Genomic DNA, 25802 nt, shown 5'->3' with positions numbered 1-25802 from the left:
CTATTACCTTATCAAAAGTAGGGTTCTATCACAACATAAGACCACAATCTTAACAAGACTTTTACATTGCGTATAATCATTAAGAAAAGCATTGGAATATCACCAAGTTCCAATGCCTCGACTACTTATTTGGGAAAATCTTTTGAAGATCACGTATAAATTCTTCATGGACCGTAATCTGTGGACGGACTTTTTTAACCATTGATTCAGCTTGTTGAATGGTCTCAGCTAGACCAAGCTCGAGTAATACTCCCATTGCCACACTACCAGTGCGGCTTTTCCCACCTTTTCAGTGAAGGACGGTTGTTTTTCCTTTTTTATGAGCTTGACTAACAAATGAAATGGCTTCTTTTAATACGTCAGCCTGATTAGGAACACCATCAAGTAAAGGGAAATGAATCCATTCAATATTTGAACTTTGAATAACACCACTTGTCGCTTCAGCACGTAAGTCAACAACATACGTTATGGCGAATGTCTCCGTTATGTTTTTTACTTCTTGTTCTCCACACATGAAAATACTTGATAATAAACGTTGAGATTCTAACATACTATAACCTCCTCTATTTACGTTTACTATACAGGAGTTGTTTTATTTTTTCACTAATTTATAAGTACGATTATTGTTTTTTCATACACAATGATTTGAAGAAATTCTTTATGAAATATGCATGCTCCTATAATATGTAAGGGAGTAATAAAATCACAAGAATTTAGCAACTAGTTAGGATGAACTCAAATGAAAATAAGCTTACGAATGAAAATGTTATTTATGTCTCTTGTGATTGTCATTACATCTGTATTAACAATGGGCTGGAATATGGTTCATCATATTACGGATGCATTTGAAACAGAAATAGGTGAACGGGCTATTGCTATTGCAAGGACTGTTGCCCAAATGACTGATATTCGCCAGTATGTTGGGGTACAAGGAGGAGAACAAATTATTCAGCCGATTGCTGAGCGTACGAGAGAGGCAACAAACGTTGATTATATCGTCATCATTGATATGGATCGAGTTCGCTATTCTCATCCGAATGAAGAGTTAATTGGAGAGACGTTTGTAGGTGGGGATGAAAAGGAAGCCTTAGCGAATCTGGAATATGTATCTATAGCTCAAGGAACGTTAGGCAATGCAACGAGGGCGTTTGTACCAATTATAAATGAAGAGGGGACGAAACAAGTAGGAGTTGCGGTTGTAGGAATCCTAACCCCAACTCTTCAGGCAATCTTGGCAACGTATAGTCAGGATCTGATCAATGCGCTGATCTGGGGATTAGCGATTGGATTATTTGGTTCCTTACTATTAGCTCGTAGTATTAAACGACAAACCTTTGGTCTTGAACCTTACGAAATTGCTAAGTTAGTTGAAGAACGCTCAGCCGTTATGCAGGCAATGGATATCGGAATTATTGCCCTTGATGAACATGGACAGATTACTTTTATGAATCGTTTAGCTAAAAGCTATATTAAAAATCGAGAAGAAGAAACCATCACACATGTGCAAGAAGTGTTTCCAAAATTGTGGAAAGGATTCAATCATGGCTTACTTACCGATTCAAAAGAGCAGATGATTAATCGGAATGTTGTTCTATTTGAGAAGAACTATCTCCTCTCCTTGTATCCCATCCATGTAAAAGGAAATTATACAGGAACGCTTGTGACCATGATTGATCGAACCGACGCCACTCGTCTAGCAGAGGAGCTAACAGGAGTAAAATCGTTAGTAGAGGCACTTAGAGCTCAGAATCATGAATATATGAATAAACTTCATAGTATTGCTGGGCTTATTCAATTGGAACGAACAGATGACGCTCTAGATGTTATCATAGAGGAAACAGCTGATGAAGAAGGAGTAATCACTTTCTTAAAGGAACACTTTGTAGACTATTCAATTTCAGGTCTTTTACTTGGAAAACGCTCGAGAGCAAAAGAGCTTGGTATTACATTTTTAATCGACCAAAATAGCTTTGTACATGAAAGCTATGGTAGCCTTAGTTCAGGAGATATGGTTACGATCATTGGAAATGTTATTGAAAATGCTTTTGAATCGTTTCATCATGCAAAAGCTGATAAAATAGTTGAATGTCTCATTCAAATGGACAAAAATCATTTACTGATTAGTGTTCGAGATAATGGTACGGGAATGTCTAAGGAGATCCAAAACAAGATTTTTACCTATGGATATAGCACGAAAGAAAAAGAAGGTCGTGGAATTGGACTAGCTCTTGTAAAACAAATTGTATCCGCACAAAAGGGGGAAATTACTGTTCAATCTGAGCCAAACAAAGGAACGGAAATTTTAATTGAAGCAAAAGAGAGGGAAATGAATGATTAAAGTTTTTATTGTTGAAGATGATCCAATGGTTTTAGAAGTGAATACAGGCTTTCTTGAAAAAGTTCCACTTTTTCAATTATGTGGAACGGCTACAAATGGCTTGGATGCCGAAGCGATGATACTGGAAACCAAGCCAGATGTCGTATTATTGGATATGTTTTTACCAGATAAATCAGGAATCGAGGTATTAAAGTCGCTGCGTAATCAAGACGTCAAGTGTGATGTGATCATGATAACAGCTGCGAGAGATACGACAACCATTCAAGAAGTATTTCGTCTAGGCGCTGTTGATTATCTCGTTAAGCCTTTTCGCTTTGATCGCTTTAAGACGGCTTTAGAAACGTACCAAAAAATGTGGTACAAGTTAAACAACGTTGCTTCCCTCAATCAATCAGATATAGATGAATTAAAACAAATTAGGCAGAGGGATCAATCGTTACCGAAAGGGTTAAGTGAAACAACGCTGAAGCAAATTTTGCTAAAGCTCATTGATCAATCCGACCCTGTAACGGCTGAACAATTAGCTTCTATGTTAGGCATGGCACGGGTCACTGTTAGAAGGTATTTAGAACATTTAGAGCAAGTTGAAAAAGTACAAGTACAAGTGAAATATGGTAGCGTTGGGCGCCCAAGTCATTATTATTTTGTTTAATGACTTGGGTGTTTTTTTATAAACACTGCTTCACTTTGTGCCATTTAATTAACCAATGGTACAAGAAAGATCAAAAAGACCAAAAAGAGCAGTAAGTACTTAATATTGTTCAATTCTTGGAAGCGCTTTATAATTCAGAATAATTAAACAACAGAGTGCTATATACTAGCTAGATTTGTATTGTGCTTTTAAAGTAGGGGGAATGAAGATGAAAACGAGCATAACTTCCGTTTGGAATCAATTGTGGAATTCACATAATCAATCTAAAAAACTATTATTGTTTTCTTTGCCAATGAGAACAAATAAAAAAGTGGACACACTAGATCAAGATCGAAAAAAATCAGTCAACCAAGAGCAAAAACCACCAAGTTATAAGCCTTCACAAAAGGTAGGTTTGATCTTAGGTCCCCTTCTTTTTATGGCCGTTGTGTTGTTCTTTTTTCCTGAAGGACTAAGCTACGAAGGAAGAATGGTTTTAGCAACAACATTATGGGTCGCAACGTGGTGGATTACAGAAGCGATTCCCATTCCAGCAACGTCACTTTTGCCCATTATTTTATTACCTATTACCGGCACATTAAATGGTGATACGGTTACAGCGGCTTACGGAAATCCAATTATTTTCTTGTTCTTAGGGGGATTTCTTATAGCACTGGCGATGGAGAAATGGAATCTTCATAAACGAATTGCACTAAATATTATTTCAGTCATTGGAACAAGTCCATCAAGAATCGTATTTGGCTTTATGGCAGCAACAGGGTTTCTGTCTATGTGGGTGTCAAATACGGCAGCTGTTATGATGATGCTTCCAATAGGTACAGCCATTACGTATCAAGTAGCTCAGGCGTTTAAAGATAAAGAAAATTTAGCAGGTGAAGAAGAAAAGTTTTCAAAGGTTTTGATTTTTGGTATTGGATATGCTGGAACGATTGGCGGTCTAGGAACCTTAATTGGGACACCACCAAATATTATTCTTGCAGCAACAGTTCAAGAGTTGTTCGGGGTTCAAATTTCATTTGCTGATTGGTTGTTTTTTGCAGCTCCAATAGTTGTGATCTTGTTAATTAGTAGTTGGTTGTTCTTAACAAAGGTAGCTCATCCAATTAAGTTACAAGAGTTACCTGGTGGAAAGATGCTTATTGAAAATGAGAAGAAAAAACTTGGTAAAATTAGTTTTGAAGAAACCGCTGTATTAATAGTCTTTACATTTGCTGCTTTTATGTGGATTACTAGAACGTTCTTATGGGAAGGGCAAATTATGACCATCCCAGGTCTGAATGATACGATGATTGCCATTTTTGCAGCAGCATTATTGTTTATCATTCCTTCTATGAATAAAGGTGGACGTTTATTAGATTGGAATGTATCAAGAGATGTTCCGTGGGGAATTCTACTCCTTTTTGGTGGGGGCTTAGCGATTGCTGCAGGTTTCCGTGAATCAGGTTTAGCCGATTGGATCGGCGGACAATTAACAGTTTTAGAAGGCATGAACTTTATACTCATTATTGCCTTAACGACGACTCTTGTTTTGTTCTTAACAGAAATTACTTCTAATACAGCGACTGCAACAATGATCTTACCAGTTTTAGCTGCGTTAGGATTAGCTATTGGTATTCACCCATTTGCGATCATGGTACCAGCAGCAATTGCAGCAAACTGTGCATTTATGTTGCCGGTAGGAACACCGCCAAATGCGATCATTTTTGCAACAGGAAAGTTGAAAATTATTGAAATGGTCAAAAATGGTTTTTGGATAAATATTTTATCTATTATCTTAATAACTTTAGCAGTGTATTTCTTACTACCGATATTGTGGGGAATTGATTTAACCGTTTATCCATCTGAGTTTAGAAATTAAGATAGGAACGTAGTAAAGATAGAAGGGGGATAGAAAATAGTGATCCATCAAACTGTTGGTGGAAACTAGCATCTATCCCTTTTATAGATTAAAGGAGAGGGTACAGGATGAAAACATTAAACATTTCCGTTATCCCGGGGGATGGGATTGGGAAGGAAGTTGTCCCTGAGACGTTACGAGTTCTAGATACACTAGCAGAGGTGCATGGTGGAATAACATTTCATTATGAAAAGCACCCATGGAGTTGTGAGTATTATCTTGAGCACGGAGTTATGATGCCAGATGATGGAATAGCAAGACTTCAGCAAACAGATGCCATCTACCTAGGTGCTGTTGGAAACCCTAAGCTTGTTCCTGACCATCTCTCACTTTGGGGACTACTCATTAAAATACGTCGTGAATGTGAGCAAGTAATTAACATTCGACCTGCTCAATACATCGAAGGAGTGAAAACACCACTAGCTGAACCGAATCATTTTGATTTTATGGTCGTTCGTGAAAATAGTGAAGGGGAGTATAGTGATGCAGGTGGGAGAATACATAGTGGGGAAGATGAGATTGCTATTCAAAATGCAGTCTTCACGAAAAAGGCAACAGAGAGAACGATTCGCTATGCTTTTGAATTAGCAAAGAAACGAAAAGGTCGGGTTACAAGTGCAACAAAATCAAATGGAATCATTCATAGCATGCCATTTTGGGACGAAGTTTTTCAAGAGGTTGGAACATCCTATCCGGAAGTACAAACCGAAAGCAATCATATTGATGCTTTAGCAGCGTTCTTAGTTTCTAAACCTAAACATTTTGATGTAATTGTAGCAAGCAATTTATTTGGAGATATTCTTACAGATGTAGGAGCAGCCATTATGGGGAGCATCGGCATTGCACCAGCTGCTAATATCAACTTAAATGGCAAATTTCCGTCTATGTTTGAGCCTGTCCATGGCAGCGCACCAGATATTATTGGTCAAGGAATTGCCAATCCAATCGGTCAGTTGTGGACAGCCAAAATGATGCTTGATCATCTAGGATATGAAGAGTTAGGTTCATTGTTAATGAACTCTATTAAAGAAACCATTGGAGAAGGGATAAAAACAAAAGATCTCGGTGGTTCAGCTAGTACAATAGAAGTGATTGATTCTATAATTAAAAAGTTACGTTTTTCTGCTACCTAATAGGCATGGACTATAGCGCGCCCCTCGTGTTTTCGAGAGGGCGTGTTTTAATTACGTATTAATATGTGGAACAATCGGTTATTTGACCATGTCACAATAGTGCACCTTTTTAGTCAATCTAGTCACTATTTTCTCCTAAACTTTCACTCTATAATAAGAAACAAGAAAGCGGTTACAATATAGAGGTGGTGAGATGATTGGAGTCTACAGTAGTAACAAAAAATGCGAAAGCGAATGCAAAGGTAGAGACCCGGTCTACTAAAAAAATTAAGCTTAAGAGAATTTTATCTTATGCTGCTTTTGTAGGACCTGCACTTTTATTTTTTATTGTTATACAGATTATTCCGTTTATAATGGGGATTTATTATTCCTTTACATCTTGGAATGGAATTAGTTCTTCGATTGAATGGGTTGGTTTTGAGAATTACAAACGAATTTTTACAAACGACCAACGCTTTTTTGACTCATTTCTCTTTACAACAAAGTTTATGTTTGCAGCAGTTTTAATCAGTAACATTATTGGTTTCTCGTTTGCCTTGATGCTTAATTCAGCATTAAAAACAAGAAACTTACTAAGAACAGCTTTTTTCATCCCTAATGTGATAGGGGGATTACTACTAGGTTTTATCTGGCAGTTTATTTTCGTAAGAGGCTTCTCTGCAGTTGGAGAGTTAACAAATATATCCTTTTTCCTTAAGCCTTGGTTAGGTGATGCAACGACCGCATTTTGGGGAATTGTAATCGTATTTGCATGGCAGATAAGTGGTTACATGATGGTCATCTATATTGCTGCTTTGCAAGGGGTTGATAGTTCCTTACTAGAAGCTGCGAAAATAGATGGGGCTAACGCCTTTACAACATTAAGGAAAATTATTATTCCATTAATTCTTCCGGCATTTACAATCTGTTTCTTTTTAACGATTTCAATGGCATTTAAGATTTTTGATTTAAATTTATCACTAACAGGTGGCGGACCATTTAACTCTACACAATCCGTAGCCATTAACATTTATCAAGAAGCCTTTACAAACAATAACTATGGTATAGGTTCTGCGAAGTCAATTTTATTCTTTTTGATCGTCGCTATCTTTACAACGGTTCAAGTTATGATTACTAAGAAGAAGGAGGTTGAGGCGTAGTGAAGTATACGAAAAAAACGTTTGTAGTAGAAATTATCGCCATTTGTATCGCTATCCTCTTTCTCGTTCCTTTCTATTTCGTGATTGTGAACTCGTTAAAAGGATTTTCTGAAATTTTAATAGATGCAGCTGCATTACCTAATGAATGGCTATTTTCAAACTATGTGAAGGTATGGCAAATTCTTGATTTCCCGAGAGCATTTTTTAACTCTCTTGTTATTACCGTATTTAGTAATATTGGTCTTGTTGTTATTAGTTCGATGGCAGCTTGGAAAATGGTTCGAACACCAGGGAAGTTTAGCAAGATTTTGTTTATCTTATTTGTATCAGCCATGGTTATTCCGTTCCAAACGGTTATGATCCCACTTGTAAAGTTAGGTGGAATGTTGGGCATTATGAATAGCATTCCAGGAATTATCATCATGTACTTTGGATTTGGTGTACCACTATCACTATTTTTATATCATGGTTTTGTGAAAACGGTACCAATCGAAGTGGAGGAATCAGCGAGAATTGATGGTTGTTCGCAGTTCGGTCTTTTTTGGAGAATTGTCTTTCCACTTTTAAAGCCGATAACAGTCACAGTCATTATTTTAAATACATTATGGATTTGGAATGATTACTTGTTACCGCTTTTAGTGTTACAGGATGCATCATTAAGGACCATTCCACTTGCAACAAGCTCATTCTTTGCTCAATACACAAAACAGTGGGATATGGGGTTAGCTGCACTCGTACTAGGGATTACCCCAGTCATAATATTCTTCTTGTTCTTACAGAAACACATTATTAAAGGAATTGCGTCAGGTTCTATTAAATAATGAATTGGTTACAAGTTTTGCAGCATTGCTGTAAAAATTAAAAATAAGAAATAAAAAAATGGGGATTAGGGAGGCAATTACAATGAAACGTTTTTTATTACTTTGCATGTCAATGTTGTTAGTCGTTGGTATTATTGCAGGTTGTTCATCCAATAACAAAGAAAGTTCCAGCTCGGATACGGGTGGCGATGCTGATTCAGGTAATAGCGATGAAGTAGTTACATTAAATTTCTTCCAATTTAAAGTTGAAATTGCAGATCAGCTACAAGAAATGTTAAAGGAGTTTGAAGCTGAGCATCCTAATATTAAAGTGAAGCTTGAAACAGTAGGTGGCGGTGCCGATTATGGAGCAGCATTAAAAGCGAAGTTTGCTTCTGGAGAGAAGCCAGATATCTTTAATAACGGTGGATTTAATGAGTTAGAACTTTGGAAAGAACACTTGGCTGATCTTTCTAATGAGCCTTGGGTTGATCATTTGTTACCAATTGGAAAAGTGCCTATGACAGATGAAGATGGCGTGCTTTATGGAATGCCTGTTAACTTAGAAGGATATGGATTTGCTTACAACAAAGACTTGTTTGAGCAAGCTGGTATTACGGAAGTTCCGACAACGATGTCTGAGTTACAAGTTGCAGTAGAGAAGTTAGAAGAAAACGGTATTACAGCATTTGCAGCAGGTTATGGTGAATGGTGGGTAATTGGTCAACATTTATTAAATATTCCATTTGCTCAACAAGACGATCCTGCCGCTTTTATTGAAGGATTATCTGAAGGAACAGAAACATTTGTAGGAAATAAACACTTTGAAGAATTTAAGCAAGTAATTGATACAGAAATTGGTTTTGGTAATACAAACCCATTAACAACAGATTACAATACACAAGTTACGTTATTTGCTTCAGGTGAAGCAGCTATGATTCAACAAGGAAACTGGACTGAAAACATGATTTATCAAATTAATCCTGATATGAATATGGCTTTCTTACCAATTCCGTTAAATGATGAAGCAGAAGCAAATGCCATTCCTGTTGGAGTTCCAAATAACTGGGCTATAAACAAAAACTCAGAGCATTTGGAAGAAGCAAAGTTACTACTTGACTGGATGGTTTCCTCTGAAACAGGTCAACGTTACATGACAGAAGAGTTTGCCTTTATTCCAGCGTTTGATAACATTGAACCTGCAGGATTAGGAGCACTAGGTGAGTCTATTCTTGAGTACTCGGTAGCAGAACAAACCATTCCTTGGACATGGTTTATGTGGCCAGATGGTGCCAACCAAGATTTCGCTGCAGCTATTCAAGAATATGTAGCTGGACAAATTGAGTTTGATGAAGTGTTAGAGAAATTCCAGGCTACGTGGGATAACTTGAAATAAAACGTAAATACTACCATACAAAAAAGCTGAAAGCATATCTATACGTAGATATGCTTTCTACTATATACTCTAGAAAAGAAAGTAAGGTTACGGGGGAGATATCGTTGTTTAAAACAAGCATCAGAAATAAACTCATTGTTCTTTTATTATTCATAACGATCATCCCTTTTGGTAGTTCGATTATCGTAACCTACATTTATACAAAGGAATCATTAAAAGATCAGGCAATAGAGGAAAATGTAAATTTACTATACCAAGGAAAAGTAAATATAGAAACGTATTTAAGGGAGTTAAATAATTATACGATGTCTTTTTATAGTAATCCTGATTTCATGAGTTATTTGAGAAAAACGTATAGTAGCAATGCTTATTTGTCCATGGGAGTTGTTCATAATGTGCTGCGAGCTCTTTTGTATAGTGACGATAGCATTAATCAAGTAAACATGGCTCTAGTTGGCGATCAAGAAACGATATCGCTGTCGAGACGTTCAACAATTATTTACTCTAAGGAAGCAGATACAAATATAGAAGTATATCAGAAAGCTAGAGAAAATCCACATAATATTTATATTGAGCCATCAACAGATCGAACGTTCTTCATTCATCGTGCATTTCGAAACGTGCCATCTAGTCAGATTCTAGCTTATATAACGTTGGAAATAAGGCCTGAGAAGTTGAATGAAATGAGTCATTACCTTTATCATGATGGAACGGAAGAATTTTATATTATGACACCGGAAACGGAGCTTATTTATTCTTCTGTATCTGATGTACGTGTTGATGATGCAACATGGATGAATGAAATTATTGAGTCAGAAGAACCAAGTGGAACCATTGAGTGGAAAGATTCGACTTTTCAAGGAGTAGTTGTGTTTGATCGCCTTTCAGATGCAACAGGAAGTTGGATTCTAGTTAAAAGAATTCCACATACAACATTATATGAAAGCGCATACGGTGTTGCTGTCATCAATATTGTATTTGGGGTTGTAGGATTAACTCTTGTTATCTTGGCGACTTTATTTGTTTCGTTTAAAATAACCTCTCCAATAAGGGTACTTGTTCAAAATATTAAAGAAGTTGAAAAAGGCAATATGCAAGTTCATTTTCAATCACTTGGTAACGATGAGATTGGCATATTAGGACAGAGATTCAAGATGATGGTTGAGAAAATCAACCATTTAATTAATCGTGAATACAAATTAGAACTTGAAAATAAAACGAATCAATTAAAAGTGTTGCATTCACAAGTTAACCCGCACTTTTTATATAATACGCTGCAATCAATTGGTACAATGGCGTTGAAAAGCAAAGTACCAGAGGTCTATACGTCACTAACAGATCTTTCACAGATTATGAGATATAGCATGAATATGGATGAAGATATTGTTCCATTAGAGAAAGAAATCAATTATACGAAAGCATATTTAGACCTCCAAAAACAACGGTTTGGAGAGGATCTTCATTTTATATTGGAAGTAGAAAAGGAAACATTAGAGTTACATGTGCCAAAAATGATCTTACAGCCCATTATTGAAAATTATTTTAAACACGGGTTTGATACAAGGGAAACATTAGGTGAAATTAAGGTTGTTTGTAAGAGGAAGGGCTCTTTTCTCTTTCTAGCCGTTCGTGATAATGGAACTGGAATAGAGGAAGTGCGTCTAAAGGAGATTCAAGACCTTCTCTATACAGAAGACCATGTTGTAAAGGGCGACTCTTCCATTGGCTTAAAGAACATTTACGCCCGCCTTCAGCTTTATTATTCTGGTCATGCGATTTTTAAAATACAAAATCGAAGTTCAGGAGGCGTGCAAGTGACTATAAAGTTACCATTGGAAATGGAGGGTAGGTTACATGAAAGCCATTATTATAGATGATGAAAAGCACGTTCGCGAAGGGTTAATGCTATTAGCAGAATGGGATAAATTTGGAATTCAAACTGTTTTAGAGGCAGCAGATGGAAAAGAAGCGATGAAATTAATCGCAGAGCATCAACCAGAAATTATCTTTACAGATATGAATATGCCAAGATGTGATGGAATTGAATTACTTAAATGGATTCGCTCAGCTGATTTAGATTCTAAAACCATTGTTGTCAGTGGCTATGATGACTTTAAATATACGAAAAATGCCATTACCTATGGTAGTTTTGATTATATATTAAAGCCAATCAACCCTAACGAATTAAACGAAACTTTATCGAGAGCAGTCACAGAATGGAAAAAACAGAATGACAATATATTAATTAATTTGGAAAACGATAAAATGATTTGGGATCACATGCTTTCAAATGCTTTAAACAACGAAAAGATTCCAAGTTCTTTAATTGGACATCTCAAAAGAGAATTTGGAGTAAACATAGCCGAACAACCTTGTTCAGTTGCTTTACTTCCAATGAAAATCCTTATTTCTACTAAATTTGAAGATGATGTGGAATATGCTTTTTCTTCTGTTCTACCAATATGTAATGAGGTCATTAGTCATGATGGAATTGCATTCCGAAATAGAAACATGGAGGCAGAACTAGTCCTCCTATTATGGAGCAAACGGTCAGCTGAAACGATGATTCGCACTATTTCCCAAAAAGTAGGATGTCCTATCATAATTGGGGATCAAGAAACAAGTCTCAAGCGCTCATATGATTCAGCAAGTAACAAGCTAAAGAACTTTAATTTGATAAAAAATGAGATTCAAGTAGTGGACTCCATGGTACCTGTTTATCTTCTAGACTATTCAGAGGAGATAAAATGGGCAATACAGAGTGGAAGTTTAGAACAAATGGATGAAATCTTAAATAAGGTCTTTGCAAAATTTGAGGAGAGGCAATATCTAGACTTCGATCAAATTAAAGTTTGGGAATCTCAATTTGCCATTTTAAAAGATCACTGGTTGAAAGAATATGAACTAAAGAAAGGAGATTTATTATATAAAGGAATTCATTACTGGAACGAAGCTGGACAATTTTCTTTTACAAAATTTAAAGAAGAAAAGAGAAAAGAGTTTCATCATCTAATGAAGATGGTATCGGGGTGCAAGTTTCAAAAAGAGAAGAATAATGTCCAAGTGATTGAAGAATTTATTAGGAAGAACTATCAAAAAGATATAAAACTTCAGGAGATTGCTGATCGTTTCTTTTTGAGTAGAGAGTATATATCAAGGAAGTTTAAACAGGAATATAATGAGACCATTACGGATTATTTGATGCAAATTCGAATAGAAAAAGCGAAAGAATTACTTAATAATCCTCATTTGAAAATATATGAAATATCAGACTTAGTTGGATATCAAAATGATAAATATTTTATTAAGGTTTTTAAAAGGAGAGTAGGAGTCACACCCAGTGAATATAGGAATTCATTAAAGTAAGAAAAAAAGGAGAATTTATCCAGGGTGTTGCATGTGGTAAGAAGTGTGGAGCAAACTGTAACCTACTAAATACATTAAAAGCCGCTAATTATATTTAATTAAGCGGCTTTCTATTTTGACTCTTGGCATTTGGACAATACGGACAAGCATCGTTCTCTGGCAATTCTTTATACAGACAACAAGTAACACGCTGATAATCTTGGGTCGCGTCAATCAGTGACCGTCCGTTTAGAAACTTTTTAAACATGGAACGACGAACTTCTGGTTGCCATATATCGTCTTCCAATAATACAGTTAAGTCGATTTTAGCTTGCTCACTGTCTATGAAACCGTACATCCATAGAACGTAACCCCAAATATTTTCCCATAATATAATCTTTGAGATATTTGCTTTTTTTGATAAAGTATTTACCACAGGATGTCCATACTTCTTTAAAAGCAATATTAGATCATCAGGTTGTGAATCTCTTATAAAACGTTTATCAATTTGAAAAGCGAGACCAGTTTCAGTTTGAACAAGATGAATGTTAGCTAGTCCACCATCCCAAACTTTATTAAAAGCTTTTAAATAGAGCTGTGCTGATATGAAAAAGCCGTACCGCCGCATAAAGACGGACGTCGCTACGGCTGAAGTTGGTGAGCCTGTTGAAATGCTCATACTGGTCATTAAGTTGTCAAAGTCATTTGACAAGCAACCACTAACAGTCATAAATCCTGATGGTTCGCTCACAACATAGACTTGAAATTGTTTCAAGTCTTCTAGATTATGCACCACCAGAAATCGCCTCATTTACTTTCGGGACTACACATCGACCTTTTCCAAAAGGAATGCAATGAGGGGTACCAAAAATAGGATCTGTTGCCACTTGACACTCCATACCAAAGACCGCACGCACTAGTTGACAATTTATGATCGATTCTGGTGTCCCTTGATTGAAAACAGCTCCGTCTTTAATGGCAATAATATTGTGAGCATATCGTGAAGCAAGATTAATATCATGCAACACCATAATAATCGTTCGACCATGTTGTTCGTTTAGCTCGAATAATAGGTCTAAGATTTCTATTTGATGGGTCATATCTAAATAGGTTGTAGGTTCATCCAATAAGATAATATCTGTATCTTGGGCGAGTGTCATAGCAATCCATGCTCGTTGCCGCTGGCCTCCTGAAAGTTCGTCAACTGGTCGGTCACGTAACTCATCAACACGTGTTGCTTTCATGGCAGCTTCAACTTTCTCTGAATCTTCCTCAGACCAACGCTTTAACCATGATTGATGGGGATAACGTCCTTGTTTTACGAGTTCATGAACGGTTAATCCTTCTGGCGAGATGGGAGATTGAGGAAGAATGCCCATTTTCTTTGCTATTTCACGCGAAGACATCCGATGAACATCTTTACCTTCTAATAAAACGGAACCATCTGTCGGTTTTAATAATCGTGCAATAGAACGAAGAAGGGTAGACTTTCCACAACCGTTACTACCTACAAATACAGAGATTTCACCACGTGGGATCTTTAAATTTAAATTTTCAAACAGTAAATGATCATGATACCCAATGGATAAGCCGTTTGTTTGTATAGAAGTCTTCATTTCGTCATTCCTCCACATTATTCAATGAGCCACTCTCTTAATACTTACATCCATCGTACCACAAATGGAAGATAAGTGAGAATGATTTTTAATACCATTATTTTTTTCTTTACAAAAGTACAATTAGACTATAAACTAACATTGAATTGATAATGATTATCAAATTCGGCATAAAGAGAAATTATTTTATTTTTATCTGGGGGTCCAATATGAAAAAGCTAACATCCATCGTATTTTTCCTATTTGTGCTTTTCTTGGCTGCTTGTTCGTCAAGTGACGAAGCAACGATTGCAAATGAGGAAGAACTAGCAAATGAAGAAGGAAATGAAATAATAATAGAAGGTGTGAATGGTGAAGTAAGATTGGATTCACCTGCACAAAAAGTTGTAGTACTTGAGTGGACTTATGCAGAAAATCTTCTAGCTCTAGGAATGCAGCCAGCTGGTATGGCTGATATTGAAGGTTACGGAGACTATGTGAACATTGAACCACAGCTAGATGAGAGTGTGGCTGATGTTGGTGGACGCCAAGAACCTAGTCTAGAAGCAATTGCTTCTCTTGATCCAGATTTAATTATTGGTGTAAGCTTCCGTCATGATGGTATGCTTGATCAATTAGAATCAATCGCACCAACTGTTATTTTTAATCCATATCCTGAAGATGAAAGCATTAATTTATATGAAGAAATGGAAATGACATTTAAGGAAATGGCTAAAGCAGTTGGGAAAGAAGTAGAAGCAGACCAAGTATTAGCTGATCTTGATGTGAAATATGAGGAAGCAAAAGCAAAGATTGAAGCTGGTAACCTTACAACAAACGATGTGATCTTAACTCTTGCGTATTCAGGACCTCAAGCACCTGAAATTCGTGTGTTTACACCTAATTCAATGGCTTCAATTATCTTGGAGAAAATTGGATTAAATAACATCCATGAACCAGAACAATTTGAAATGTTCGGGTCTAGTACGTTTAATGTTGAAGGGTTAGTTAAATACGAAGATGCAAATTATCTTTATACTGTACCTGATACGGATAACATTTACGAAAATCAACTAAAAGGAAACAAAGTATGGGAAAGCCTTGGTTTCGTAGCGGAAGATCGTCTTTTTGACTTAGGTGCTGATACATGGTTATATGGAGGACCTTTGTCAGCTGTTACATTGATTGATCAGATTACAGAAACTATGGTGAATGAATAATGTCTCAAAAGAAGTTGAATAAGTCCTTTGTCATTTTGACAGGGGGCTTCTTCCTGCTTATTCTACTATCCATTATTCACTTGACACAAGGACAAGCTGAATACTCCATTTCTGATTTACTTACTGAAGTTTGGGTAGAAGGAAGAATTCAAGATATAGTACTATCATTCAGGCTGCCAAGACTGGTGATTGGTATTTTAGCAGGAGGAGCACTTGCAGTATCAGGAGCTGCATTACAAACTTTAACGAAAAACCCTTTAGCATCACCGGGAACGTTAGGCATTAATGCAGGGGCATTTTTCTTTGTTGTTGCATCAACGATTTTCTTTCCAAGTTTGTTAGGGAATTATCCATTTTTAACTGCGTTACTTGGTGCAGGAATTTCGTCAGTTATGGTCATCATGTTAGCTGGACGACAAATGGAGCCCGTGCGAGTCGCCCTGACAGGAATGATCATTACGTTAATGTTTGCATCTGTTACAGGAACGTTGCAATTATTATTTGAAAATAAAACAAATGGGTTATTTTTATGGGGGGCTGGTACACTCGTTCAACTAAATTGGAATGGAGTTACCTTTGCTGCACCCGTCATTGCGATTGCGTTTATCTGTACTTTATTACTTGCCAAGCCGTTAGACATTTTATCACTTGGTGAGGATGTAGCTACTTCACTTGGACAAAAGGTCGCGGTGGTCAAACTAGTTACTTGGGCTGTGGCTATTGTCTTAGCTGCTGTAACCGTTAGTGTAGTAGGTCCAATAGGTTTTATTGGATTAATGGCACCACATATTGTTCGAATGCTTGGTGTAAAAGGACATGTTATGATTTTTGTCCATTCGTTCTTATGGGGGGCCATTATGATGGTTGGAGCTGATGTGTTAGGTCGCATTATCCAACCAGGTCAGGAAGTACCAGTTGGAGCTATGACGGCATTAATTGGAGGTCCTTGGCTTCTCTATTTGGCATGGAAGACAGCTCGCTCCATTAAAAGGTCAGACAAGCAAATGGGAGGTACGACTTCGCCAGTCCGCTTAAAAGTGATAATCCCAATTTTAGGATTATTGGTCGTTTTAAGTGTTGTGACTGCTTTTTCTTATAATGGAACAGAGTGGTCCCTTAATTGGACGAATCCTTATATTTGGAATTTTCGTATCCCCCGTGTGTTAACATCGTTTATTGTAGGAATGATTCTTGCAGTAACAGGAGTCTTGTTACAAGGAGTGTTACGAAATCCATTAGCTGATGCGAGCGTGATCGGTGTTACATCAATGGGTGGGGCGGGAGCTATGTTATTACTAGTCATGTTCCCAGCGATACCAGTTGCATTTATGCCACTAGGCGCCATTATTGGATCAGTTGTTGCCTTGCTTATTATTTTAGTTACCGCCTGGAAAAATAATTTTCAGCCAATGCTAGTCGCCTTGATGGGTATTGCCATTTCGGCATTTGGTTCGGCTGCCACTCAAATATTTGTTGTTAAAGCGAAGTTAGCAGTTGCGGCAGCACTCGTTTGGCTATCGGGAAGTACGTATGGAAAAGGGTGGGATGATGTATATTCTGCACTTATCTTATTTGCTCTTTTCATTGGACCGGCGATTTACATGACGCGAAAGCTCGATACGTTAACCTTTGGAGATGATGTAGCTTCAGGTTTGGGAGTTTCTGTTAGGGCGGCAAGAGTATGGACGTTAGTAATTGGAGTCGCTTTAAGTACAATTGCGGTCTCAATTGTAGGAACGGTCGGTTTTATAGGACTTGTTGCACCGCATATTGCAAGGAGGTTGGTTGGATTTCGTCATCTGCCTCTGATTGTTGTATCTGGGTTGCTTGGAGGATTGTTACTTGTTATTGCAGATTTTTTAGGGAGAATTCTTATTTCTCCTAATGAGATTCCAAGTGGACTAATTGTGGCATTGATTGGTACTCCTTACTTGTTATACCTATTGAGAAAAATGAAATAGTATATGTTTACTTTGTAGATTACAATGATAGGGAGAAGGGAAGGAGAGGTATCTTGATGAAAGTGAATTTTGCTAAGTCTGCTATAAGAACAGAAGAAGAGCTAAGAGAGATTGTAGGGTCTCCTCATGAAAATGTTGCAAATAAAGTTATTTCTATTATTGATGAACAAGCTAAAAACTTCATTGCAAAATCTCCTCTAGTATTTTTGGCAACTTCTGATGTCAACGGACATTGTGATGTATCCCCAAGAGGAGATACGGCGGGGACTGTACAGGTGCTAAATGAAGAGCAAATAGTCATACCTGATCGTCCTGGTAACAAAAGAGTGGACTCTATTATGAATATCCTCTCTAATCCACAGGTTGGTTTGCTTTTTTTAATCCCAGGTCTCGAGGATGTCCTTCGAGTAAATGGTAAAGCAACAATCATTAGTGACGAAGAAATATTAAATCGAATGAGTCTAAAGGGGAAACCACCTATACTTGGTATTGGGATAGATGTAGAAGAGTGTTTTATCCATTGCCCTAGAGCTTTAAAACAATCAAATATTTGGAATCCTGACTCATGGGAGGATAAGGATAACTTACCAACATTGATGGAAATCTTTCATGCGCATTTAAAGATTAATGGAGTAAAAGTTTAGAGAATAGCTTGTCTTTTTAGGAACATCCCCATTTTAAATGGGGGTGTTTTTTGTAATGAATAGGATGGGAGAGATAAATCATTTCCCAGTGAATAATGTCGCTAATAGTAGTTTATTGTCAAAAAAATCATTTCATAAAAACAGTTTGTTATAGACATCAAAACAAATATGTATGTAAAGTGCATCATTTATTTCCGCCCAAAAAGAAACTCTGTCAATAAAACTGACAAAAAAGCTGTATCAAATATGTGTCTTTGCGATAATGACGTCAACAAATCAAATTAAGAAGGCGGTTAAAAAGATGAAATTATCCGAATTGAAAAAAAGCGGGCATGCTCCTTCGTTGTTGTCGTCATTTTTGTACTTTGATATTAGTTTTATGATTTGGGTGTTACTTGGGGCTCTGGGTGTTTACTTAACGGCCGATTTTGGATTGTCGGCGTCGCAAGTGGGATTGATTGTCGCAATTCCTATATTAGCTGGGTCTGTATTTAGAATCATTATGGGAATCTTAACAGATAGATTTGGTCCAAAAAAGACGGCTATTGGGGGAATGCTAGTCACAATGCTCCCTTTATTTTGGGGATGGTTATTCGGTTTTACAGTAGGAGAACTTTATTTAATTGGTATCTTATTGGGGGTAGCAGGTGCAAGCTTCTCAGCGGCTCTTCCTATGGCAAGTCGTTGGTATCCACCTCATTTACAAGGACTAGCTATGGGGATTGCTGGTGCGGGGAATAGTGGGACATTACTTGCTACACTTTTTGGTCCAAGAATTGCTGAATATGTTGGTTGGAATGGGGTATTCGGGGTAGCTTTAATTCCATTAACACTTGTATTATTTTCCTATATCTTTTTAGCGAAAGAACCACCCAACCAGCCAGCACCGAAACCAATTAAAGAGTATTTTTCTGTGTTCAAGGAGAAAGATACATGGTATTTTTGTATTTTATATAGTGTTACATTTGGAGGTTTTGTTGGATTAGCGAGTTTCTTAAGTTACTTCTTTTCTTCTCAATATAATGTTTCTGGTGTACGTGCAGGTGACTTTGTAACAATAGTTGTTGCAGCAGGAAGTTTCCTACGTCCAGTGGGGGGATTAATTGCGGATAAAATTGGAGGAGTTAGATTGTTACAATACTTATTTATTGGTGTAGCGATATGTATGTTCGCTGTAAGCTTACTTCCTCCATTAGCGATGGTTATGGTAGCCTTATTTGTTGGAATGGGTTGTCTTGGGATGGGGAATGGAGCGATTTTCCAATTGGTCCCGCAACGTTTCCAAAAAGAAATCGGTATGGTCACAGGGATTGTTGGAGCGGCAGGGGGAATTGGCGGGTTTTTCTTACCTAATATTTTGGGGACATTAAAGAGCATAACTGGAACATATGCTACAGGGTTTGTTACGTTCTCCATTATTGCACTAGTCGCATTAGGAATTTTAGTAATTGCACAAGTTGGTTGGCGCAAACAATGGAAGTTATCAGGGAAATCGGTCAGAATTTAATTATTTTCAAGTAGGGGGCACCTCTTTATTTTTGAGAGGTGTTTTTTTATGAATAAATTACTGAATAGTTGAGAGTACAAGTTAGTGCATTGGCAGATACACAGAAGACAGTGTACACTAGAATAAGTATGATTGTAATAAGTATTAAATATAGGAGCTACTATACTATGTATATGAATTTAGAAGAATGTATTATTGATTTAGAAAAAAATGGTCAATTAATTCGAGTTAAGGAGGAAGTAGATCCTCACCTTGAAATGGCTGCCATTCATTTAAAGGTTTTTGAAGCTGATGGACCGGCTTTGTTATTTGAAAATGTGAAAGGGTCAAAGTATAAAGCCGTATCGAATTTATTTGGAACAGTTGAGAGAAGTAAGTTTATATTTCGAAAAACGTTAGAAGCGACACAAAGTGTAATTGCATTAAGAAATGACCCGATGAGCCCTTTAAAAAATCCGTTTAAGCATATCGGCTCAGGTTTGGCTGCTACGAAGGCACTTCCATTAAAAAAGAAAGGAAGCCTGCCGACAGATTTTCAGGAAATTCAAATTTCAGATCTTCCTCTTATTCACCATTGGCCAGATGATGGCGGAGCGTTTGTGACTCTTCCTCAAGTCTATTCAGAAGATCCGGAAAAACCGGGGATTATGAATGCGAATTTAGGGATGTATCGTATTCAGCTTAGTGGGAACGAGTATGAAATGAATAAAGAAATTGGATTGCATTATCAAATTCATCGTGGGATCGGAGTGCATCAAGAGAAAGCCAATAGATTAGGCATTCCTTTAAAACTAAGTATCTTTATTGGAGGTCCTCCTGCTCATACGTTAGGAGCGGTGATGCCTCTTCCAGAAGGATTAAGTGAAATGACGTTTGCAGGGTTGTTAGCGGGACGACGTTTTCGCTATAGTTATGTCGATGGCTATTGTATTAGTCACGATGCTGACTTCGTCATAACGGGAGAGATTCATCCTGGTGAAACAAAGCCAGAGGGACCTTTTGGAGATCATTTAGGTTATTATAGCCTTACTCATCCGTTTCCAGTGATGCGGGTTCATAAAGTATACGCTAAGTCTAATTCTATTTGGCCGTTTACAGTCGTAGGTCGTCCACCTCAAGAGGATACAGCTTTCGGAGACCTTATTCATGAATTAACGGGAGATGCGATTAAACAAGACATTCCAGGTGTGCAAGAAGTACATGCTGTGGATGCAGCAGGAGTTCATCCTTTGCTTTTTGCTATTGGTAGTGAACGCTATACACCATATCAAAAGGTAAAGCAGCCAACGGAACTTCTTACACTCGCAAACCGTATTTTAGGAACAGGACAGTTAAGTTTGGCAAAATACTTGTTTATTACAGCCGAGGAAAAGCAGCCTCTAGCTACTCGTAGGGAAGAAGAGTTTTTGACCTATATACTAGAGCGCATAAATCTCCGAAGAGACATTCATTTTCAAACAAATACTACAATTGATACTTTGGATTATTCAGGAACCGGGCTAAATTCGGGAAGTAAAGTAGTGTTTGCGGCTTATGGAGATAAAATAAGAGATTTATGTTCGGACGTTCCAGATCTATTTCGTGAATTGCATCAAGACTATAATAATCCCGATCTTGTTATGCCTGGTATCATTGCGATTGAAGGACCTGAATTTGCTTCTTATAGCCAAGCACAAGAGGATTTAAACGTCTTATGTGATGCAATTAAACAAAAGGGCCCGTTAACATCATGTCCATTTATTATACTATGTGATGACAGTCAGTTTTTAAGTGAGTCCATTCATAATTTTTTATGGACAACCTTTACAAGAAGCAATCCTTCACATGATATCTATGGGGTCAATAGTCTATACGAATATAAGCATTGGGCTTGTGACAATGTCATTATTGATGCAAGGACGAAGCCGCATCATGCACCACCGTTAGTCCCAGATGTAAATGTGGAGAGAGATATTGAGAGATTTTTTGTTAAGGGAGCTAGTTTAGGACAGGTAAAGTAAAAATAGTCTCGTCTGAAATAGTGTAAAAAAAGGGGCTGTCCATAGGTCATAAAAGACCTTATGGGCAACCCTTTTTTTATTCTTTCTAGAAACGAAACCACTAGCTTCTCATTAAGAACACATCTAAAAGCAAAGTTTTCTAAATTTCCCAGGTGTCATTCCACCGGTAGATTTAGAAAAAGCTTTTATGAAATGACCTATGCCATAAAATCCACAATCTTCGCTTATCTGCTCCACCGAAAGGTTCGTTTGTACTAATAAGTTTTTAGCCTGTATCAATCTGTAATTTAATAAATACTGGTAAGGACTAGTTCCCATATATTTTTTGAACGTACGGCAGAAGTGGGAAGTACTTAAGTTTGATATTTCACTAAGCTTCTCAATGGTAATTTTAGATGAAAAATTTTCATTTATATATGTTACAGCAGCTTGGATTTCCGGTGGGATTTTGGTCATATTTGCATCTCTGCTTTCAAAAGTGCTCCGAGTACTTTCTAATAGATTCCCTAACAACTGATAAATTTCCAAGGAGATGTTAAAATCAATTTCCTGATCCGATGCTAAGAGCGATAAAATAGTAGGAATATTGTTTTTATGAGAAGGTAGCCTATATAGAGCGCCATTTCTTTGATATATCTCATTATATAAGTCTTGTATGCCTTTACCTGCAAAATGAATAAATTGGAACTCAGCTTCTTCTGTAACAGAGTAATTATTCTTCTCTTTACAATCTAATAAAACTATATCACCCTTTGAGGCAACAAATGATTGATCTAGGTAATGGAATTGCATGGACCCTCTTTTAATATAAAAAACAAGAAAAGAATCCATGTAATCACGTCTAATACTGTAAGGAGCATCTACTATATATTCTCCTCCCCACATGACATAAAAATATAGTTTCTTTGTTAATTCCGAAGGTTCATAAAAATATAATCCCTTTTTTGTCTTAAGGCCTGGTTCTACTTTTGGAATATAATAATTCATTTTTATCACCCTTAGAAAATAGTAAGTTACAAGTTAACTTATTTATTAAGTATATTTCAACGATAAAGGGATGTAAACGTTATATTATGGTTGAAAAAGAAATAATTAAAAAGCAAGAATATACAGTTTTTGAGTGAGGATTTGCAGGGTGGTAAATGAAAACATGCATTAAACTAAAGTTGTAATTGATAATAAAGCAAAGAAAATCAACTTATTGAAATCGATTACAGCTCACTAGTAAAAGTAACAAGGACTAATTAGGTTTGAAGTGGAAGTCCTGTAACGATAATAGCTTTTATATGTAAGCGTTAATTTAAAAAATGAAAGCTGTTACTTTTATTTGTGAGGTTAATTTGTTCCAGAATGAAAGGGGAATTTTAAAATGCGTTTAGCTTATGATCCGTCACATTTTCGTGATAACACGAATCTAAAAGATACGATTGATACCGTTGCTCGTTTAGGGTATGAATATGTAGAATTATCACCGCGTAAAGATTTCATCTGGTTTTATGAATACCCTAAGGTAGATAAACAGCTTATTAAAGATCTAAAAAAATATTGTTCAGATGCCGGTGTGAAAATCTCTTCGGTCCTTCCTGTTCAACAATGGTCATCTCCAAAGGAAGAAGAACGTCAAGCGGCCGTGAGAAATTGGAAGCGTTGTATTGAAATCACTTCGGAATTAGGAGTAGATTTAATGAACAGTGAATTTGCCGGGGATATTAGCCGCCCGGTTGAAAGTGAAGCTGCTTTTGTTAAATCCATGTACGAATTGATGCCACTTTTTGAAAAAGAAGGCATTCGACTTAATTTACAGTCGCACCCGAATGATTTTATTGAGTTAAATACAGAAGCCATTCGTATGATTCGAGCACTAGATAAAGACTGGATTAAGTTAGTCTATTCTGTGGCACATGCTTTCTTCTATGATGATGGAATTGGCGATGTAGAAAAACACTTAGAAGAAGCAGGAGATCTTCTAGACCATGTTCTTATTGCCGATACACTTAATCATAAAGCGGCGTTTGGATTGCGTTATATTGTGAATCCACCTGATGCAAAAGTAACCATTCATCAGCATTTAAACCCTGGTGAAGGAGAGGTAAACTTTGAAGCATTATACCGTAAATTAAGAGAAATGAAATTTGACGGGATTGTAACAAATTCAGTGTTCGCTTATCCTGATAGACCAGAATGGTCAAACGAGCTAACGCTTAAATCTATTAAAGAGGGTTTAAATATTTAATAGCTAGTTCTTGTTATTTTTAAAATATGGAGTAACATAATTCTTCAAGTTTTAATGCTAATCAGTAAATTTATATTCTAAGAGGTGTATCAAAAAGGAATGAATTTCACTTTTTGGACACCTCGTAGATATTTATGAAATTCAAAAAAAGTTCGTAAAAGAAAAAATTACTAATAGAAAAAATGCAAAGGCATTCATCTTTCTATGATACACTAAAAGAAAGCGCTGTCATACAATTGTCGACATGTGATGATGTTTTATGACAATCAGTATAGTTTACTAACAGCCAAAGTGTCATTGAGTATTGACTCCAAAGCATGAATAGATTGAATTAACAATATGAAATGAATAAGGGGGGAGAAGGATTTTCCTTCACTTTTATGATTAATAACAAGCGATATTATATTTTATTCGTAGCAGCAGTTGCTTCTTTAGGTGGTCTTCTTTTCGGTTACGATACAGCGGTTATTGCAGGCGCAGAACAATCCATACAATTATACCTAGTAGATAGTTTAGGGTTAAGTTCATTTGTCCATGGTCTTACTGTTTCTAGTGCGTTGATCGGATGTATTATAGGGGCAATAATTTCTGGATTGTTGTCCAATAAAATAGGACGACGCAATACTCTCGTTATTGCAGCTGCGTTATTTTTTCTATCAGCACTAGGGTCAGCATACCCAGAGATCCTATTCTTTACTGCAGGTGAACCTAGTCTAGCATTGTTAGTTACTTTTAATATTTATAGAATTATAGGTGGTATTGGAGTAGGATTAGCCTCAGCCATAGCACCAATCTATATTAGTGAAATGAGTCCTCAAAATATCAGAGGAAAAATGGTCGTTTTATACAGTATGTCTGTTGTATTTGGCCAAACGATTGTATACGTTGTCAATTGGCAAATAGCATTAGGAAAAACTAGTGAGTGGATTAATGATATTGGATGGAGATTAATGTTCGCTTCAGAATTAATCCCTGCTGCATTGTTTCTAATCTTGCTGTTATTTATTCCAGAAACACCAAGATATTTGGCTCTTAAAAAGGAGTATGACAAAGCATATAATCTATTAGAAAAGATTAACGGCTCTAAGCAAGTAGCAAATGAAACACTTCAACAAATTAAACAATCATTAAATACGAAAACAGAAAAAGTAGGTTTATTTTATTATGGAAAGTTAGTTTTAGTTGTAGGTATGACTTTAGCTGTTTTACAACAATTTATTGGGATCAATGTTATTCTTTATTATGCACCGCGTATCTTTGAGAACCTTGGTGCTGATCAGTCAACATCGATGTTCCAAACGATATTTGTTGGTGCTATAGGTGTTCTTGTTTCATTCATATCTTTCAAACTAATTGATAAGAAGGGAAGAAAATTCTTACTTCTATTTGGTTCTGCAGGGTGTGCCATTTGTTTAACAGCTGTAGCAGCACTTTTCTTTGCAGGGATTCAAGGAATTACAACATTACTATTCATTTTAGCATTTGTAGCGATCTTCCAGATGACTTGGGGACCTGTTACTTGGGTTTTCCTCTCGGAGCTTTTCCCGAATAAAATTAGAGGTCAGGCTGTTGCGATTGCTGTAACATTAGTTTGGGGTGCGAATTTAGCTGCTTCTTCTACATTCCCTCCATTAAATGAAGCGTTAGGCACAGGAGTTTTTCTAATCTATGGTCTTATTAGTACGTTCGCCTTCTTCTTTGTATTGAAATTTGTACCTGAAACAAAGAATAAATCACTAGAAGAAATTGAAGAAACATGGCTATCTACAAAAAATCAAGAACTAGAAGCAGATATGGATCTTCAAAAAAAAATTAATTAAAAATAGAATAACGTAAGCAGCTAGAGAGTAAACTCTAGCTGCTTTTACTGATTTTAGAGTTTATTTAGTAAAAAAGAAATCAAGAGTTATCCAATAGCTATTCAAAAGAGCACTAATATACA

Annotated in this window: 21 protein-coding genes; 16 read left to right on the top strand and 5 right to left on the bottom strand. The window is 36.6% G+C overall.

Annotated features, from left to right (window positions below; genetic code table 11):
• Window positions 1-121 precede the first annotated feature (121 nt).
• Both N0O92_RS03515 and N0O92_RS03510 read right to left on the bottom strand, forming a co-directional pair.
• Window positions 122-256 carry a protein-tyrosine phosphatase family protein gene (locus N0O92_RS03515; protein ID WP_315613217.1) on the bottom strand — a complete coding sequence of 45 codons (135 nt, stop codon included), beginning with the start codon at window positions 254-256 and terminating at the stop codon, window positions 122-124.
• 33 nt (window positions 257-289) lie between these two features.
• Complete coding sequence (locus N0O92_RS03510; RefSeq protein ID WP_315613216.1) at window positions 290-550, bottom strand: hypothetical protein; 261 nt, start codon at window positions 548-550, stop codon at window positions 290-292.
• Between the two features lie 189 nt (window positions 551-739).
• Between N0O92_RS03510 and N0O92_RS03505 the strand changes: the two genes are divergently transcribed.
• The 9 genes from N0O92_RS03505 to N0O92_RS03465 all read left to right on the top strand — a co-directional run bounded on the left by N0O92_RS03505 (window position 740) and on the right by N0O92_RS03465 (window position 12721).
• Window positions 740-2338 carry a sensor histidine kinase gene (locus tag N0O92_RS03505; protein ID WP_315613215.1) on the top strand — a complete coding sequence of 533 codons (1599 nt, stop codon included), beginning with the start codon at window positions 740-742 and terminating at the stop codon, window positions 2336-2338.
• On the top strand, window positions 2331-2990 hold the full coding sequence (locus N0O92_RS03500; protein WP_315613214.1) for a response regulator: 660 nt from the start codon (window positions 2331-2333) through the stop codon (window positions 2988-2990). The genes N0O92_RS03505 and N0O92_RS03500 overlap by 8 nt, the downstream gene beginning before the upstream one ends.
• 208 nt (window positions 2991-3198) lie before the next feature.
• Window positions 3199-4848 carry an SLC13 family permease gene (locus tag N0O92_RS03495; RefSeq protein WP_315613213.1) on the top strand — a complete coding sequence of 550 codons (1650 nt, stop codon included), beginning with the start codon at window positions 3199-3201 and terminating at the stop codon, window positions 4846-4848.
• 107 nt (window positions 4849-4955) lie between these two features.
• Window positions 4956-6020: a tartrate dehydrogenase gene (locus N0O92_RS03490; RefSeq protein WP_315613212.1), complete on the top strand. Its 1065-nt coding sequence runs from the start codon at window positions 4956-4958 to the stop codon at window positions 6018-6020.
• Between the two features lie 266 nt (window positions 6021-6286).
• The gene (locus N0O92_RS03485; protein WP_315613253.1) at window positions 6287-7159 is read left to right on the top strand and encodes a carbohydrate ABC transporter permease; all 873 of its coding nucleotides are present in this window, start codon (window positions 6287-6289) and stop codon (window positions 7157-7159) included.
• On the top strand, window positions 7159-7980 hold the full coding sequence (locus tag N0O92_RS03480) for a carbohydrate ABC transporter permease (RefSeq protein ID WP_315613211.1): 822 nt from the start codon (window positions 7159-7161) through the stop codon (window positions 7978-7980). The genes N0O92_RS03485 and N0O92_RS03480 overlap by 1 nt, the downstream gene beginning before the upstream one ends.
• Before the next feature lie 82 nt (window positions 7981-8062).
• Entirely contained in the window at window positions 8063-9355 is a 1293-nt protein-coding gene (locus N0O92_RS03475) for an ABC transporter substrate-binding protein (protein ID WP_315613210.1), read from the top strand.
• A gap of 104 nt (window positions 9356-9459) precedes the next feature.
• Complete coding sequence (locus N0O92_RS03470; RefSeq protein ID WP_315613209.1) at window positions 9460-11232, top strand: cache domain-containing sensor histidine kinase; 1773 nt, start codon at window positions 9460-9462, stop codon at window positions 11230-11232.
• Window positions 11210-12721, top strand: a complete 1512-nt coding sequence (locus N0O92_RS03465; protein ID WP_315613208.1) for a response regulator transcription factor — start codon at window positions 11210-11212, stop codon at window positions 12719-12721. Before N0O92_RS03470 ends, N0O92_RS03465 begins: the two co-directional genes overlap by 23 nt.
• Window positions 12722-12815: 94 nt before the next feature.
• Here N0O92_RS03465 and N0O92_RS03460 read toward each other — a convergent pair whose 3' ends face one another.
• Window positions 12816-13496, bottom strand: coding sequence for a hypothetical protein (locus N0O92_RS03460; RefSeq protein WP_315613207.1), 681 nt, complete (start codon window positions 13494-13496; stop codon window positions 12816-12818).
• Window positions 13486-14316: an ABC transporter ATP-binding protein gene (locus N0O92_RS03455; RefSeq protein WP_315613206.1), complete on the bottom strand. Its 831-nt coding sequence runs from the start codon at window positions 14314-14316 to the stop codon at window positions 13486-13488. Before N0O92_RS03455 ends, N0O92_RS03460 begins: the two co-directional genes overlap by 11 nt.
• 209 nt (window positions 14317-14525) lie before the next feature.
• On the opposite strand from N0O92_RS03455, the gene N0O92_RS03450 reads away from it, so the two are divergent.
• The 5 genes from N0O92_RS03450 to N0O92_RS03430 all read left to right on the top strand — a co-directional run bounded on the left by N0O92_RS03450 (window position 14526) and on the right by N0O92_RS03430 (window position 21627).
• Window positions 14526-15515, top strand: a complete 990-nt coding sequence (locus tag N0O92_RS03450) for an ABC transporter substrate-binding protein (protein ID WP_315613204.1) — start codon at window positions 14526-14528, stop codon at window positions 15513-15515.
• The gene (locus N0O92_RS03445; protein ID WP_315613203.1) at window positions 15515-17476 is read left to right on the top strand and encodes an iron ABC transporter permease; all 1962 of its coding nucleotides are present in this window, start codon (window positions 15515-15517) and stop codon (window positions 17474-17476) included. Before N0O92_RS03450 ends, N0O92_RS03445 begins: the two co-directional genes overlap by 1 nt.
• A 56-nt stretch (window positions 17477-17532) precedes the next feature.
• The gene (locus tag N0O92_RS03440; RefSeq protein ID WP_315613202.1) at window positions 17533-18120 is read left to right on the top strand and encodes an MSMEG_1061 family FMN-dependent PPOX-type flavoprotein; all 588 of its coding nucleotides are present in this window, start codon (window positions 17533-17535) and stop codon (window positions 18118-18120) included.
• Between the two features lie 301 nt (window positions 18121-18421).
• Window positions 18422-19627 (top strand): nitrate/nitrite transporter, encoded by a 1206-nt coding sequence (locus N0O92_RS03435; protein ID WP_315613201.1) that lies wholly within the window; start codon window positions 18422-18424, stop codon window positions 19625-19627.
• Window positions 19628-19794: 167 nt separating this feature from the next.
• Complete coding sequence (locus N0O92_RS03430; RefSeq protein WP_315613200.1) at window positions 19795-21627, top strand: UbiD family decarboxylase; 1833 nt, start codon at window positions 19795-19797, stop codon at window positions 21625-21627.
• 123 nt (window positions 21628-21750) lie between these two features.
• Here the strand turns inward: N0O92_RS03430 and N0O92_RS03425 are convergent, their stop codons facing one another.
• On the bottom strand, window positions 21751-22614 hold the full coding sequence (locus N0O92_RS03425; protein WP_315613199.1) for an AraC family transcriptional regulator: 864 nt from the start codon (window positions 22612-22614) through the stop codon (window positions 21751-21753).
• Window positions 22615-22996: 382 nt separating this feature from the next.
• On the opposite strand from N0O92_RS03425, the gene N0O92_RS03420 reads away from it, so the two are divergent.
• On the top strand, window positions 22997-23860 hold the full coding sequence (locus N0O92_RS03420) for a sugar phosphate isomerase/epimerase family protein (RefSeq protein WP_315613198.1): 864 nt from the start codon (window positions 22997-22999) through the stop codon (window positions 23858-23860).
• A 380-nt stretch (window positions 23861-24240) separates the two neighbouring features.
• Window positions 24241-25680, top strand: coding sequence for a sugar porter family MFS transporter (locus N0O92_RS03415; RefSeq protein ID WP_315613197.1), 1440 nt, complete (start codon window positions 24241-24243; stop codon window positions 25678-25680).
• The last annotated feature ends 122 nt before the right edge of the window (window positions 25681-25802 follow it).

The organism is Alkalihalobacillus sp. MEB130 (genome assembly GCF_032335535.1).
GTDB lineage: Bacteria > Bacillota > Bacilli > Bacillales > Bacillaceae_D > Halalkalibacter.
The sequence above is the reverse complement of the archived record's forward strand: the minus strand, read 5'-3'. Positions and strand labels throughout refer to the sequence as shown.

Bases quoted from the DNA above. Each gene is read 5' to 3' on its own strand.
- N0O92_RS03505 (WP_315613215.1), top strand. From the start codon at position 740: ATGAAAATAAGCTTACGAATGAAAATGTTATTTATGTCTCTTGTGATT.
- N0O92_RS03430 (WP_315613200.1), top strand. From the start codon at position 19,795: ATGTATATGAATTTAGAAGAATGTATTATTGATTTAGAAAAAAATGGT.
- N0O92_RS03420 (WP_315613198.1), top strand. From the start codon at position 22,997: ATGCGTTTAGCTTATGATCCGTCACATTTTCGTGATAACACGAATCTA.
- N0O92_RS03490 (WP_315613212.1), top strand. From the start codon at position 4,956: ATGAAAACATTAAACATTTCCGTTATCCCGGGGGATGGGATTGGGAAG.
- N0O92_RS03500 (WP_315613214.1), top strand. From the start codon at position 2,331: ATGATTAAAGTTTTTATTGTTGAAGATGATCCAATGGTTTTAGAAGTG.
- N0O92_RS03445 (WP_315613203.1), top strand. From the start codon at position 15,515: ATGTCTCAAAAGAAGTTGAATAAGTCCTTTGTCATTTTGACAGGGGGC.
- N0O92_RS03510 (WP_315613216.1), bottom strand. From the start codon at position 550: ATGTTAGAATCTCAACGTTTATTATCAAGTATTTTCATGTGTGGAGAA.
- N0O92_RS03415 (WP_315613197.1), top strand. From the start codon at position 24,241: ATGATTAATAACAAGCGATATTATATTTTATTCGTAGCAGCAGTTGCT.
- N0O92_RS03440 (WP_315613202.1), top strand. From the start codon at position 17,533: ATGAAAGTGAATTTTGCTAAGTCTGCTATAAGAACAGAAGAAGAGCTA.
- N0O92_RS03425 (WP_315613199.1), bottom strand. From the start codon at position 22,614: ATGAATTATTATATTCCAAAAGTAGAACCAGGCCTTAAGACAAAAAAG.
- N0O92_RS03495 (WP_315613213.1), top strand. From the start codon at position 3,199: ATGAAAACGAGCATAACTTCCGTTTGGAATCAATTGTGGAATTCACAT.
- N0O92_RS03450 (WP_315613204.1), top strand. From the start codon at position 14,526: ATGAAAAAGCTAACATCCATCGTATTTTTCCTATTTGTGCTTTTCTTG.
- N0O92_RS03465 (WP_315613208.1), top strand. From the start codon at position 11,210: ATGAAAGCCATTATTATAGATGATGAAAAGCACGTTCGCGAAGGGTTA.
- N0O92_RS03435 (WP_315613201.1), top strand. From the start codon at position 18,422: ATGAAATTATCCGAATTGAAAAAAAGCGGGCATGCTCCTTCGTTGTTG.
- N0O92_RS03455 (WP_315613206.1), bottom strand. From the start codon at position 14,316: ATGAAGACTTCTATACAAACAAACGGCTTATCCATTGGGTATCATGAT.
- N0O92_RS03515 (WP_315613217.1), bottom strand. From the start codon at position 256: ATGGGAGTATTACTCGAGCTTGGTCTAGCTGAGACCATTCAACAAGCT.
- N0O92_RS03475 (WP_315613210.1), top strand. From the start codon at position 8,063: ATGAAACGTTTTTTATTACTTTGCATGTCAATGTTGTTAGTCGTTGGT.